This window comes from Streptomyces sp. NBC_01296 (assembly GCF_035984415.1).
GTDB lineage: Bacteria > Actinomycetota > Actinomycetes > Streptomycetales > Streptomycetaceae > Streptomyces.
Window position 1 is genome coordinate 3,839,263 of record NZ_CP130720.1, and the last position, 13,510, is coordinate 3,852,772.

The 13,510-nt window shown below is 72.6% G+C and carries 13 protein-coding genes and 1 tRNA gene; 6 read left to right on the forward strand and 8 right to left on the reverse strand.

Annotated features, from left to right (window positions below; translation table 11 throughout):
- Positions 1 to 383 precede the first annotated feature (383 nt).
- Entirely contained in the window at positions 384 to 1,694 is a 1,311-nt protein-coding gene (locus tag OG299_RS17110) for an amidohydrolase family protein (protein WP_266626491.1), read from the forward strand.
- 67 nt (positions 1,695 to 1,761) lie between these two features.
- Positions 1,762 to 2,418, forward strand: coding sequence for an SDR family oxidoreductase (locus OG299_RS17115; protein WP_327361917.1), 657 nt, complete (start codon positions 1,762 to 1,764; stop codon positions 2,416 to 2,418).
- Between the two features lie 7 nt (positions 2,419 to 2,425).
- On the opposite strand, the gene OG299_RS17120 is transcribed toward OG299_RS17115, so the two are convergent.
- A complete protein-coding gene (locus OG299_RS17120) occupies positions 2,426 to 2,863 on the reverse strand; it encodes a DUF3574 domain-containing protein (RefSeq protein ID WP_266626494.1) in 438 nt (145 codons plus the stop codon).
- A 38-nt stretch (positions 2,864 to 2,901) separates the two neighbouring features.
- Here OG299_RS17120 and OG299_RS17125 point away from each other — a divergent pair, with 38 nt between their 5' ends.
- A complete protein-coding gene (locus tag OG299_RS17125; protein WP_327361918.1) occupies positions 2,902 to 3,471 on the forward strand; it encodes a maleylpyruvate isomerase N-terminal domain-containing protein in 570 nt (189 codons plus the stop codon).
- A gap of 96 nt (positions 3,472 to 3,567) precedes the next feature.
- On the opposite strand, the gene OG299_RS17130 is transcribed toward OG299_RS17125, so the two are convergent.
- Positions 3,568 to 3,649: transfer RNA gene (locus OG299_RS17130), tRNA-Tyr, on the reverse strand.
- 200 nt (positions 3,650 to 3,849) lie between these two features.
- On the opposite strand from OG299_RS17130, the gene OG299_RS17135 reads away from it, so the two are divergent.
- From OG299_RS17135 to OG299_RS17145, 3 genes are all read left to right on the forward strand, one after another.
- Entirely contained in the window at positions 3,850 to 4,338 is a 489-nt protein-coding gene (locus OG299_RS17135; protein WP_030163016.1) for a YajQ family cyclic di-GMP-binding protein, read from the forward strand.
- A gap of 202 nt (positions 4,339 to 4,540) precedes the next feature.
- Positions 4,541 to 5,968 (forward strand): SulP family inorganic anion transporter, encoded by a 1,428-nt coding sequence (locus OG299_RS17140; RefSeq protein ID WP_327361919.1) that lies wholly within the window; start codon positions 4,541 to 4,543, stop codon positions 5,966 to 5,968.
- A gap of 18 nt (positions 5,969 to 5,986) precedes the next feature.
- Positions 5,987 to 7,234, forward strand: coding sequence for an APC family permease (locus OG299_RS17145; protein ID WP_327361920.1), 1,248 nt, complete (start codon positions 5,987 to 5,989; stop codon positions 7,232 to 7,234).
- Here OG299_RS17145 and OG299_RS17150 read toward each other — a convergent pair.
- The 6 genes from OG299_RS17150 to OG299_RS17175 all read right to left on the reverse strand — a co-directional run bounded on the left by OG299_RS17150 (position 7,218) and on the right by OG299_RS17175 (position 13,477).
- Complete coding sequence (locus tag OG299_RS17150; protein ID WP_327361921.1) at positions 7,218 to 7,745, reverse strand: SMI1/KNR4 family protein; 528 nt, start codon at positions 7,743 to 7,745, stop codon at positions 7,218 to 7,220. The genes OG299_RS17145 and OG299_RS17150 overlap by 17 nt on opposite strands.
- A gap of 87 nt (positions 7,746 to 7,832) precedes the next feature.
- Positions 7,833 to 8,813, reverse strand: a complete 981-nt coding sequence (locus OG299_RS17155; protein ID WP_266626503.1) for a glycosyltransferase family 2 protein — start codon at positions 8,811 to 8,813, stop codon at positions 7,833 to 7,835.
- A gap of 39 nt (positions 8,814 to 8,852) precedes the next feature.
- Positions 8,853 to 9,245: a YccF domain-containing protein gene (locus tag OG299_RS17160; RefSeq protein ID WP_266626505.1), complete on the reverse strand. Its 393-nt coding sequence runs from the start codon at positions 9,243 to 9,245 to the stop codon at positions 8,853 to 8,855.
- Positions 9,242 to 10,105: a zinc metalloprotease HtpX gene (gene htpX / locus OG299_RS17165; RefSeq protein ID WP_266626506.1), complete on the reverse strand. Its 864-nt coding sequence runs from the start codon at positions 10,103 to 10,105 to the stop codon at positions 9,242 to 9,244. Before htpX ends, OG299_RS17160 begins: the two co-directional genes overlap by 4 nt.
- Before the next feature lie 268 nt (positions 10,106 to 10,373).
- Entirely contained in the window at positions 10,374 to 11,915 is a 1,542-nt protein-coding gene (locus OG299_RS17170; protein WP_327361922.1) for an NADH-quinone oxidoreductase subunit N, read from the reverse strand.
- Positions 11,912 to 13,477: a complex I subunit 4 family protein gene (locus tag OG299_RS17175; RefSeq protein WP_327364540.1), complete on the reverse strand. Its 1,566-nt coding sequence runs from the start codon at positions 13,475 to 13,477 to the stop codon at positions 11,912 to 11,914. Before OG299_RS17175 ends, OG299_RS17170 begins: the two co-directional genes overlap by 4 nt.
- Positions 13,478 to 13,510 lie beyond the last annotated feature (33 nt).

Here is a 13,510-nt window from a genome sequence, read left to right on the forward strand (position 1 = left end):
TCACAAACCCGCCGCCCCCGGCGGCACGCCGAGCGCACGCGAAGCGGCCCGTTCGGCTGTGGCCGTTCGACTGTGGCCCGTTCGACTGTGGCCCGTTCGCGGAGGCACGCCCGAAGCGCCCCCTGTGAGGCCGCACCCCGGGCACGTGAGGCAGCGGCCACGCACCCGCGGCACCGGAAACACACGAAGCCCGACGGGCCGTCCCCTGCCCACGGGGCGCGCAGGCGGGCGCCACGGCGCGTGGGCACCACACCGGTACGACTATTGCGCTCCTCCCTGAAGCGGAGAGCCCTGCGCCCTAGGCTCTGAGCACGCTGCGTGATCTTGGGCCGCAGGCCGCGGCCACCCGGCCCAGGAACCGCCCGAGCCACCGCAGGAGCGCGATGTCCGACAGCCAGCCGCAGCAGCCGTCCTCCTCCCCGCGCAAGGGCCGCGGCGAGGGCGGCGGTCACGGGCCGCAGCGCCCGACCGGCAACGCGAACGCGGCCGCCGCCGAGTCCACCACCCTCCTGCTCACCGGAGCCCGCCTCACGGACGGCCGTACGGTCGACGTCCGGCTCGGCGGCGGCCGGATCCAGGCCGTCGGCACCGCGGGCAGCCTCCCCGCCCCCGCCCTCTCCCGGGTGGATCTCGGCGGCTATCTGCTGCTCCCCGCCCCCGCCGAGCCGCACGCCCACGGGGACACCGCCCTGACCGCCGACGGCGAGGGGCCCGTCTCGTACACGCCCGACGAGGTGCAGCGCCGGGCCACGGAGGCCGCCCTGCTCCAGCTCGGGCACGGCGCCACGGCCGTGCGCTCCCACGTCCGGATCGGCGACGTGCACGGCCTCGGCCCCATGGAGGCCGTGCTCCAGGCCCGCCGCTCGCTGCGCGGGCTCACCGACCTGACCACCGTCGCCGTGCCCCGGCTCCTCACCGGGCTCGCCGGCGCCGACGGGTTCGCCATGCTGCGGGACGCGGTGAAGATGGGCGCCTCCGTCATCGGCGGCTGCCCGGACCTGGACCCCGACCCGACGGGCTTCCTCGAAGCCGTCCTGGAACTCGCCGCCGAGCACGGCTGCCCCGTGGACCTGCACACGGACGGTGACGATCCCGGCCGCCTTGCCCGGCTCGCGGCGATGGCCGGCGGGCTGCGCCCGGGGGTGACGATCGGCCCCTGCGGCGGCCTGTCGCGGCTCCCGCTGGACGTGGCGCACCGGGCCGCCGACCAGCTGGCCGCGGCCGGCGTACGGGTGACCTGCCTGCCCCAGGGCGACTGTGCGGCCCTGGAACGGCGCGGCCTGCGCACCGCGCCCGTACGGCTGCTGCGGGCCGCCGGGGTCCGGGTCGCGGCCGGCAGCGGGGCGCTGCGGGACGCCGGGAACCCGGTCGGCCGCGGCGACCCGCTGGAGGCCGCGTTCCTGCTGGCCTCCCAGGGCGGGCTGCGGGCGGCGGAGGCCTACGCGTCGGTCAGCGGCGCCGCCCGGGAGGCCATGGGCCTGCCGGAGGTCCGGGTGGAGGCCGGGTTCCCGGCGGAGCTGCTCGCCGTACGGGGGGACCGGATCTCGGGCGTGCTGTCCCTGGCCTACAGCCGGATCGTGATCCACCGCGGCCGGGTGGTAGCCCGGACGAGTGCCGTACGGGAGTACTGCGACTCGGCGGTCGCGGTGGCCCTGGACCTGCCCCGGCAGGGCCGCGCGGAGCCCGGTCCCTGAACGTTCGCCGGCCCGCCGGTGGACACTTTCGCGGGCGGAGGCGCCCGGCTCGTCGTACGGTCGGGGCATGCGCATCGTCATCGCGGGTGGACACGGTCAGATCGCGCTGCGGCTGGAGCAACTGCTCGCCGCGCGCGGGTACGAGGTCGCGGGCATCATCCGCGACCCGGCGCAGGGCGACGACCTGCGGGAGGCGGGCGCCGAACCGGTGCTCTGCGACCTGGAGTCGGCTTCGGTCGAGCACGTGGCGGGCATCCTGCAGGGCGCGGACGCGGCGGTGTTCGCGGCCGGCGCGGGGCCCGGCAGCGGTGTCGGGCGCAAGGACACCGTCGACCGGGGAGCGGCGGTGCTGTTCTCGGACGCGGCCGAACGGGCGGGGGTACGGCGCTTCCTGATGGTCTCTTCGATGGGCGCGGACGCGTACCACGAAGGCGACGACGTCTTCGACGTCTACCTGCGGGCGAAGGGGGAGGCGGACGATCACGTACGGACGCGGCTGGGCCTGGAGTGGACGGTCCTGCGGCCGGGGTCGCTGACCGACGACCCCGGGAGCGGGCAGGTACGGCTGGAGGCGCGGACGGGCCGCGGGGCGGTGCCGCGCGACGACGTGGCGGCCGTGCTGGCGGAGCTGATCGAGACCCCGGCGACGGCCGGCCTGACCCTGGAGCTGGTCGAGGGCTCGACCCCGGTGGCGGTGGCCGTCAAGGACGTCGCCGGCAATTGAGTCATCCTCAGAACTGGGCGGTCACCTCGTCGTCGGAGCGCCCGACGGAGTCCTGCTGGTACTGGTCCTCGTAGGCCTGCCGGATCCGCTCGATGCGCGCGCTGCGCTCGTCGGCCTCCTTCTCCGGGTAAAGCAGCACCACCTCGTACGAGGTCTCCTGGATGACCTTGCCGTCCCGCTGCCACTGGCCGTGCCCGTCCTGGAGGGTGAGGCCCTCGGGGAAGGCGGGGGTGATCTCGTGGTCCAGGAAGCGCATGAACTCCTGTTCCGCGACCGGGTCCCGGCCGCCTGGGCGTTCGGTCCCGAAGTAGAGCCTGGTTTCCTGGTAGGGCTCGCCCACATGGTCGTGCAGTGCCGCCCCGACCAGGGCCGGGATCCCGGCCCCGAGGAGGGCGAGGAGCACGCCGCCGCCGACCTTCCCGCGCGTGTCAGAAATGAAGTTCACGACCGGAGAACGAACAGGAGATCAGGACGATGCGGCCGATGACCGGCTCCGACGTCGAACGGGCGGCAGCCGAAATGGTGTCGGCCCTGGCCCCGCACACCGGACGGGACTGGCAGGTGAAGGCCGGTTCGCTCGACTGGACCTGCTGGACGACGGCGGCGCACGTCGCCCACGACCTGCTGGCGTACGCAGCGCAGGTGGCCGCACTGCCCTCGGACGCCTATCTGCCGCTGGACCTGTGCGTACGGGAGGCCACCCCGCCCGAGGCGGTCCTCCAGGTGATCTCGGCGGCGGCCCGGCTGCTGGGCACGGCCGTGGACGCGGCGCCGGAGTCCGCGCGGGCGTGGCACTGGGGACCCTGCGATCCGGGCGGCTTCGCGGCGATGGGCGTGGCGGAGATCCTGCTCCACACGTACGACATCGGCCAGGGCCTCGCCCTCCCCTGGCTCCCGCCGGCCGGCCTCTCGGCCCCGGTCCTGGCCCGCCTGTTCCCGGACTCTCCGTCCGGCCCGGCCCCGGAGGTCCTCCTCTGGTCGGCCGGCCGCCTGGCCCTCCCGACCCACCCCCGCCGCACCACCTGGTCCTGGCGCGCGTCCCTCACGCCCTGACCGGATCCGGACGCGGAAGCCCCGCGTTCGGATCACCGGGCATGCGAGAAGACCCCCGTCACTGCGCTTCCGCAGTTACGGGGGTCTCACATCGCGTGGCGGCGCCAGGGTTCGAACCTGGGTAGGCTGAGCCGGCAGATTTACAGTCTGCTCCCTTTGGCCACTCGGGCACACCGCCAAGAGACGCTGCCATTTTTTCCGCCTTACGGCGGCGCTCCCTGGCAACGACGTAAACAATACCTGATGTGCGGGGGTGTTTCGCCACCGGATTGATCAGCGCTGCCGGTGGGTGCGGTGGCTAGGCTTTGCGGAGCGGGCCGGGTGTGTCCGGCCGCGCCCTCCGGGGCAATGACAGCCGATTTCAAGGAGCCACAGCACATGGCCGACTCCAGTTTCGACATCGTCTCGAAGGTCGAGCGGCAGGAGGTCGACAACGCCCTCAACCAGGCCGCCAAGGAACTCTCGCAGCGCTACGACTTCAAGGGCACCGGCGCCACCATCGCCTGGTCCGGCGAGAAGATCCTCATGGAGGCGAACTCCGAGGAGCGCGTCAAGGCCGTCCTGGACGTGTTCGAGACCAAGCTGGTCAAGCGCGGGATCTCGCTGAAGGCGCTCGACGCCGGCGAGCCGCAGCTGTCCGGCAAGGAGTACAAGATCTTCGCCTCCATCGAGGAGGGCATCTCCCAGGAGAACGCCAAGAAGGTCGCGAAGATCATCCGGGACGAGGGTCCCAAGGGCGTCAAGGCCCAGGTGCAGGGCGAGGAGCTGCGTGTCAGCTCCAAGAGCCGTGACGACCTGCAGGCCATCCAGGCGCTGCTCAAGGGCAAGGACCTGGACTTCGCGATCCAGTTCGTGAACTACCGCTGACCGCGGTTCCCCACCTGCCGCCCGGCGGCCCGGCGGTCCTACCAGGACCGCCGGGCCGCGGCCGTTTCCGGGGGCGTGCGGTTCACGTGCCCGGCGTGCGCGGCGCATGCGCCCCAACGGCCCCCGATGGGCACTTGGGAAGCCCTGCGCGCGCCCACCACTCTGGTGGCAATCATCACCGCGGGACAGGGGAGGTTCTCGGATGTCTGGAGTCGACACGTTTCGCGAAGACTTCGGGGCGTCCGTCGTCGTGGCGCTCGTCGCGCTGCCTCTCTGCGTCGGCGTGGCCGTCGCCTCCGGTGTGCCGGCCGAGCTGGGGATCGTCACCGGGGTGGTGGGCGGGCTGGTCACCGGGTGGTTCCCGGGGAGTTCGCTCCAGGTGAGCGGGCCGGCCGCCGGGCTCACCGTGCTCGTCTACGAGGCGGTGCACACGCACGGTGCCCGCGCGCTCGGGGTCCTGGTGCTGGCCGCCGGGTTGCTGCAGCTGTGCATGGGGGCGCTGCGGCTCGGGCGGTGGTTCCGGGCGATCTCCGTCGCCGTCGTGCACGGGATGCTGGCCGGGATCGGGCTCGTGCTGATCGCCGGGCAGCTGTACGCCCTGGGCGGCGTGCAGGCCCCCGGCGGAACCCTGGAGAAGCTGGCCGCGGTGCCGGGGCTCGCCGGGCAGGCCGACTGGTCCGCCGTGGCGCTCGGGGCCGGGACCATCGCCGTCCTGGCGGCCTGGCGCCGGATGCCTGCCCGGCTGCGGCTCGTACCGGGCGCGCTCGTCGGGGTGGCGGCCGCCACCGCCGTGTCGATGCTGCTGCAGCTGCCCGTCGAGAAGGTGACGGTGACCGGGGTCCTGGACGCCGTGGCCCCGCCCGGCTGGGGGGACTTCGGGCTGCTGGCCTCCGTCGGGGCCCTCGGAACCGTGATCGCCCTGGCGCTGATCGCCTCCGCCGAGACCCTGTTCAGCGCGGCCGCCGTGGACCGGATGCACGACGGGACCCGGACCCACTACGACCGGGAGCTCATGGCCCAGGGCGTCGGCAACACCGTCTGCGGGCTGCTCGGGGCGCTGCCGATGACCGCCGTGATCGTGCGCAGCGCCGCCAACGTGGAAGCGGGGGCCCGCACCCGGGCGTCCCGGGTCCTGCACGGCGGCTGGCTGCTGCTGTTCGCCGTCGCGGTCCCCCAACTGCTGGAAGTGGTGCCGCTCGCCGCGCTGGCCGGGGTGCTGCTGCACGCCGGATGGAAACTGCTGCCGGCCCGGGCCGTCGCCGGGCTGTGGAAGACGCACCGGGGCGAGGCGGTGGTGCTGGTGGCGACGGCCTCCGCGATCGTGGCGACCAACCTCTTCGAGGGGGTGCTGGTCGGGCTGGGGCTGGCCGTGGTCAAGGCGGCCTGGGAGACCTCCCAGGTGCAGATCGAGGAGGTGTGGGAGGGCGGGGAGCTCCGCGTCCAGGTCATGGGGAGCGCCAGTTTCCTGCGGCTGCCGAAGCTGCTCGATGCGCTGGACGCGCTGCCGGCCGGCCAGCCCGTACGCCTCGACCTCAGCGGGCTGCGCCACCTCGATCACGCCTGCCTGACCGCCCTCCACGGGTGGGAGCAGAACCGGACGCCACTGACCGGCCGGGAAGGCGTCATCTAGGGCGGTTACCCTCCGCCCGTGGACAACGAGTTGAAGCGCACGCTGGGAGTCTTCGACGCCGTGGTCGTCGGGCTCGGGGCGATGGTCGGGGCCGGGATCTTCGCCGCGCTCGCCCCGGCGGCAGGCGCGGCGGGCCCTGCGGGCGGAGCGCTGCTCGCCGCCCTCGCGGTGGCGGCCTTGATCGCCTACTGCAACGCGCACTCCTCGGCGCGGCTGGCCGCCCGGTATCCGGCCTCCGGCGGGACCTACGTGTACGGGCGGGAACGGCTCGGCCCGTTCTGGGGATATCTGGCCGGTTGGGGCTTCGTGGTCGGCAAGACCGCCTCGTGTGCGGCGATGGCGCTCACCGTGGGGGCGTACGTGTGGCCCGGGCAGCAGCATGCCGTGGCCGTCGCAGCGGTGGTGGCGCTGACCGGCGCGAGCTACGGAGGCGTGCAGAAGTCCGCCCGGATCGCGCGGGTCATCGTGGCGGCGGTACTGGCCGTGCTGGCCGGGGTCGTGGTGGTGTGCCTGACCTCGGGCGCGGCCGACGCGGGACGGCTCGGCGGCCTCGCCGGAGGCGGCGTCGGCGGCCTGCTCCAGGCGGCCGGCCTGCTGTTCTTCGCCTTCGCGGGATACGCCCGGATCACCACCCTGGGCGAGGAGGTGCGTGATCCGGAGCGCACGATCCCGCGGGCGGTGCCCCTCGCCCTGGGGATCGCCCTGCTCGTGTACGCCGCGGTGGCGGTGGCGGCGCTGGCGGTGCTGGGCGCCGACGCCCTGGCGGTTTCGACGGCCCCGCTGGCCGACGCGGTACGGGCGGCCGGACGGCCCGGACTGACCCCCGTGGTCCGGGTCGGTGCCGCCCTGGCGGCGCTGGGCTCGCTGCTGGCCCTGGTGCTCGGGGTGTCGCGGACCACCCTGGCGATGGCGCGGGACGGCCATCTCCCCCGCGCGCTGGCCGCCGTACATCCACGGCATCAGGTGCCGCACCATGCCGAGCTCGCCGTGGGTGCGGTGGTCGCGGTGCTGGCGGCGACCACCGATCTGCGGGGCGCGATCGGTTTCTCCTCGTTCGGGGTGCTGGCCTACTACGCGATCGCGAACGCTTCCGCGTGGACTCTCGATTCAGGTGTCAAGGGCCGGGCCGTGGCAGCGGTCGGGCTGTCCGGCTGTGTCGTGCTGGCCTGCGCGCTGCCCCTTGCGTCGGCGGGCGCGGGGGCTGCGGTACTGGCCGTGGGCGGCGCTGCCTACGGGGTGCGCAGCCGGCTCAGACCCGGGCTCTGAACTCCTCCCAGGGGGTCATCTCCAGACCCGCCTCCTCCGAGTCGTCGCAGAACCAGGCGGTGCCGTCGAGCCAGCCGCGCAGCCAGTCGGCGAGGGCGGGCGAGTCCGCGTACCAGGCGAGGTCGGGATCGCCCGGATTCGGCTCGAACAGCAGGACTCGGGCGGTCTCGGAGCGGCAGTCCACGCACCCCAGCATGGCGCAGCCGTAGTCGGTTATCGGCAGAACGCCCTCGGGCCAGCCCCAGTCCGAGGTGCGCATCGCGGTGTACTGCGTGACGGCGGCCTCCAGCGAGAGCAGTCCGTACTCCGGGCCGAACCCGCCGTCCGCGATCCGGGTGTAGAGACCGGCCAGGAGCGGGGGCAGGGCGAAGCCGAGCATGTCCTCGGACCGACGCAGCGCCCCCGGGTCCACGGGAGCCGGCAGGCGCCCGGGCACCAGGGTGCCGCCCTCGGGCCCGAAGCCGCGGACATGTAGGGCGACTTGCTCCAGCAACTGCTCGGTCTCGTTCATGCGTTCATAGTGACCCACGCCACTGACAATCACCCTGACCTGCACCGGCGCCCCGGGGAGGCTGCACGCAGGGCCTCGGATCGGCCGTCAGCTCCCGGTCTCCCCCGGGCCCTTGCCCGCGTCGTCGCGCGCCGAGTCGTACCCGATGAAGTACGTGGGCCGGCGCTGTACGGCGGTGTAGATCCTGCCGATGTACTCGCCGAGCAGCCCGACGCAGATCAGCTGCACCCCGCCGAGGAACAGCATGCCGACGAACAGCGAGGTCCAGCCGGGCACGGTCTTGCCGAGCAGAAACACCACCAGCGTCCAGACGATCATGAAGAGGCAGGTGACGAAGCTGATGACGCCGAGCCAGGTCGCGAGCCGCAGCGGGGCGGCGGAGAAGTTGGTGATGCCGTCCACGGCGAGGCGGATCATCTTGCTCAGCGGGTATTTGGTCTCGCCCGCCACCCGCTCGCCCCGGCGGTACGTGACCTGCCCGCTCGGGAAGCCGAGCCAGGGCACCAGCAGCCGGTAGACCTGCTGCTGGTCGGGCAGGGCCTTGAGGGCCTCCACGGCCTCGCGGCTGAGCAGCCGGAAGTCCCCGGCCTGCGCGGGCACCTGCTTGCCGACCATGCGGCGCATCAGCCAGTAATAGGCGGCGGCGGTGCGGCGCTTGAAGCCCGTGTCGGTGCTGCGGTCGGAGCGGACGCCGTAGACGATGTCGAGGTTCTCGGACCGGGCCAGGTCCAGCATCTCCGGTATTTTCTCCGGCGGATCCTGGAGGTCGGCGTCGATGCTGGCCACGTACGCCCCGACCGAGCTGTGCAGCCCGGCGCGCAGCGCGGCCTGGTGGCCGGAGTTGCCGCGCAGCCGGACGATGCGGAGCTCGGGCCAGTCCGTACGGAACTTCTCGAGGAGCTCGGCGGTCCGGTCGGTGCTGCCGTCGTCGACCGCGAGGACCTCGTACGGGACCCCGGTGTCATCGAGGACCGGCCGCAGGCGGCTCACCAGGGCGGGGAGGGCCTCCTCCTCGTTGTACATCGGCACGATGACCGACAGGGTCGTGGCCGTGCTCGCAGCCGACACTGGTTCTCCCTGCCCGTGATTCCCTCGCCGCCCCGCCGCCTACCGGGAGGCGAACGGCGCGTCGGTCGGGACGATCTCGCGGCCCAGCGGGAGCAGGGCGAGCGGGACCATCTTGAAGTTGGCGATGCCGAACGGGATGCCGATGATCGTGACGCACAGGGCGATGCCGGTGACGATGTGGCTGAGGGCCAGCCACCAGCCCGCCAGGATCAGCCACAGGACGTTGCCGATGCAGGAGGCCGCGCCCGCGTCCCGGCGCTCGACCGTGGTGTAGCCGAAGGGCCAGAGGGCGTACACGGCGATGCGGAAGGCCGCGATGCCGAACGGGATGCCGATGATGGTGATGCACAGGAGCACGCCCGCGAGGCAGTAGCCCAGGAACAGCCAGACGCCGCTGAGGACGAGCCAAATGATGTTGAGGATGGTCTTCACTGACTACGGCCTGCCATCTGTTCGAGCCGGGCGATGCGCTCGGCCATCGGTGGGTGCGTGGAGAACATCTTAGAAAGGCCCTGACCCGGGCGGAACGGATTGGCGATCATCATGTGACTCGCGGTCTCCAGCCTGGGCTCGGGGGGCAGCGGGAGTTGCTTGACGCCTGCGTCCAGCTTGCGCAGGGCGCTCGCCAGGGCGAGCGGGTCGCCGGTGAGCTGGGCGCCGGACGCGTCGGCCTCGTACTCGCGCGAACGGCTGATGGACAGCTGGATCACGGATGCGGCCAGCGGGCCCAGGATCATGATCAGCAGCATGCCGAGGATGCCGGGCCCCTCGTCGTCGTTCGACCGACCGATCGGGATCAGCCAGGCGAAGTTCACCAGGAACATGATGACGGAGGCGAGGGCTCCGGCGACGGACGAGATCAGGATGTCGCGGTTGTAGACGTGGCTCAGCTCGTGGCCGATCACCCCGCGCAGCTCGCGCTCGTCGAGTATGCGCAGGATGCCCTCGGTGCAGCAGACCGCGGCGTTGCGCGGATTGCGGCCGGTGGCGAAGGCGTTCGGCGCGTCGGTCGGCGAGATGTAGAGCCGTGGCATGGGCTGGCGCGCGGAGGTGGAGAGCTCGCGCACCATGCGGTAGAGCTGGGGGGCCTCGAACTCGCTGACGGGGCGGGCGCGCATCGCGCGTAGAGCCAGCTTGTCGCTGTTCCAGTACGCGTACGCGTTCGTCCCGAGGGCGACGAGGACGGCGATGATCAGGCCGCCCCGCCCGAAGAAGCTTCCGATGACGATGATGAGTGCGGACAGCCCGCCGAGGAGTACGGCGGTCTTCAGCCCGTTGTGCCGGCGGTGCACGGTACGCCCTCCAAATGGTGCGGCAGGGGGACCCCCGTCCAGGATCTGCGGATCTGAGGGTCTACGGTCCAGTGGACCCTCCCTTCTCGGTCAACGCGAGGTGAGGGCATCTGGTTCCCAGGGCGTGCCGGGGCCGCCGCCCCGGTGTCCGGGGCGGCGGTGCGGCGGCGGGCGATGCTCCGTACGGGTCACGGCGTACGGCCGGACCGGCGTACGGGACGGCGTACGAGCTGATGTACGGGCCGGCGTACCGGGCTGCCGGAGCGGGCTACTGCGGGAACAGGCTGCCCGCGGCGAAGCGCAGGACCAGCTGCGGGGCGCCCGAGAGCACCACGGCTGTGACGGCCGTGATCGCGATCGCGACGGTGACCGGCCACGGGGCCTTCGTCCGGACGGCCTCGGCGGGGCCCTCCGGGGCGCGGAAGAGCAGCGCCGTCCAGCGCAGGTAGTAGTACAGGGCGATGACGACGTTGACCGCCATGACCACGGCCAGCCAGCCCAGGCCCGCGTCGACCGCGGAGCGGAACACGGTGACCTTGGCGAACAGGCCGATGAGGCCCGGCGGCAGGCCGGCCAGGCAGAGCAGGAAGAAGGCCAGCGAGAGGGCGGCCAGCGGGCGCTCGGCGTACAGGCCGCGGTAGTCGCTGAGGCGGTTGAGCGGCTTGCTACGGGCGACCAGGGCCGCCACGGCGAAGGCGCCGAGGTTCACGGCGGCGTACATGAGGGCGTACGCGACGGTGGAGCCGATCTGGTCGCGATCGGAGTACGCGGCGGCCGCGATCGGGACCAGCAGGTAGCCGGCCTGGCCGACCGAGGACCAGGCGAGCAGCCGGACGGCGCTGCCCGGCCGGTCCGCGCGCTGGCGCAGGGCGGCGGCGTTGCCGAGCGTCATGGTGAGCGCGGCGAGGACGGCCAGGGCCGGTCCCCAGATGTCGGAGTACGCCGGGAAGGCGATCACCGTGACGAGGATGAGGCCGGTGAAGCCGACGGCCTTGCCGATCACGGAGAGGTAGCCCGCGATGGGCAGCGGCGCGCCGACGTAGGTGTCCGGGACCCAGAAGTGGAAGGGGACGGCGGCGGTCTTGAAGGCGAAGCCGACGAGGGTGAGCGCGACGCCGGCCATGGCGAGGGTGTCGAGCTGCCCGGGGACGTCCTCGAGGCGGTCGGCGACCTGGGTGAGGTGCAGGGAGCCGGTGGCGGCGTAGACGAAGCTGACGCCCATCAGCGACACGGCGGTGGCGGTGACGGAGGAGAGGAAGAACTTGAGGGCGGCTTCGGAGGAGAGCCGGTCGCCGCGGCGCATGCCGACGAGGGCGAAGGCGGGCAGCGAGGCGACTTCGAGGGCGACGATCAGGGTGGCGAGGTCGCGGGAGGCGGGCAGCAGGGCGGCGCCGGCGGCGGAGGACAGCAGCAGGAACCAGTACTCGCCGGCCGGCATGCGCGCGTCGCGGACGGTGGTGACCGACAGCAGGGCGGTGACCAGGGCGCCGACCAGCACCAGGAACTGGATGACGAGCGTGAAGTGGTCGGCGGTGTAGCTGCACGCACCGGGGTCGGTGGCGAGGCAGAAGGTGGCGCGGTCGCCGGCGCGCAGCGGCAGCAGGGTGACGATCGCGGCGGCGAGGCCGGCGACGGAGAGCCAGCCGAGCAGCGGCTTGAGCCGTTCCGGCACGAAGAGGTCGGCGACCAGGACGACCAGGGCGACGGCGGCGGGCAGCACCACGGGGGTGATCGCGAGCCAGTCGACGCTCTGGACGAGGCTCGCGGTCTCGGCGGCCGGGGCCGCGGACAGGGCGGACAGGGCCGTCATGCGTTGCCTCCTGCGAGGAGCTTCTGGACGGCCGGGTCGGTGAGGCCGAGGAGGACAGCGGGCCACAGGCCGGCGAGGACGGTGAGGGCGGCGAGCGGGGTCCAGGCGGCGAACTCGTAGCGCTGGATGTCCGCGAGTTCGAGCGCGGGCTCGGACCCGGGCCGGGCCTTGGGGTCGCCCATGCAGATGCGCCGTACGACGATCAGCAGGTAGGCGGCGGTGAGCAGGGTGCCGAACGCGCCGAAGGCCATGTAGGTGAGGAAGGCGGGCCGGGACAGGCCCTGCGCCGGGTCGAACGCGCCGAAGAGGGCCAGCATCTCGCCCCAGAAGCCGGCTAGGCCGGGCAGGCCGAGGGAGGCGACGGCGGCGAAGGCGAGGAGGGCGCCGAGGCGGGGGGCGCGGCCGTAGAGGGCGGCCCCGGTGGCTCCGGCGAGGGTGTCCAGATCCGCGGTCTTGTAACGGTCTTTGAGCGCACCGACAAGAAAGAAGAGAAGGCCGGTGATCAGACCGTGCGCGATGTTGGCGAACAGCGCGCCGTTCACACCGGTGGGAGTCATCGAGGCGATGCCGAGGAGGACGAAGCCCATGTGGCCGACGGAGGAGTACGCGATGAGTCGCTTGAGGTCGCCCTTGTTGCCCTTGCGGGCGAGCGAGAGACAGGCGAGGGACCCGTAGACGATGCCGATGGCGGCGAAGGCGCCCAGGTAGGGGGCGAAGGTCGCCATGCCGTCGGGCGTGGCGGGGAGCAGGATGCGCACGAACCCGTACGTGCCCATCTTGAGCAGCACGCCGGCCAGCAGGACGGAGCCCACGGTCGGCGCGGCGGTGTGGGCGTCGGGCAGCCAGCTGTGCAGCGGCCACATCGGGGTCTTCACGGCGAGGCCGATGCCGATGGCGAGGACGGCCAGGAGCTGGGTGGTGTGGCTCAGTTCGCGGCCGTTGTCGGAGGCGAGGGCCACCATGTCGAAAGTGCCGCTGTTCAGCCCGATCAGCAGCAGTCCGAGCAGCATGACGACGGAGCCGAGGAGGGTGTAGAGGATGAACTTCCAGGCGGCGGCCTGCCGCTGAGCACCGCCCCAGCGGGCGATGAGGAAGTACATCGGGATGAGGACCATCTCGAAGGCGAGGAAGAACAGCAGCAGGTCGAGGACGGCGAAGGTCGCGAGGGTGCCGGACTCGAGGACGAGGAGCAGCGCGACGAAGGCCTTCGGGGACGGGCCTTCGGGGAACTTGAAGTAGCTGTAGAGCGCGCAGAGGAAGAACAGCAGCGCGGTCATCAGGAGGAGGGGGAGCGAGATGCCGTCGATGCCGAGGTGGATCCGGACGTTCAGCGCCGGGATCCAGCTGATGTCCGTGGTCGCCTGGAAGCGGGCCGGGGCGTCGTGGTCGAAGCCCAGGGCGAGGGCGATCGCCGCGGCGAGGATCACGCCGGTCACGGTCACGCCGTGGCGCAGCACGGCCTGTTCGGGGCTCTTGCCCTTGAGGCCGGGCGGGGCCGGCAGGAGGGCCGCGGCGGCGCCGAGGAGCGGTGCGGCCACGACGAACGCCAGAAGGAACTGCATCACGGACGGGCTGATATCAATCACGGCTGACTC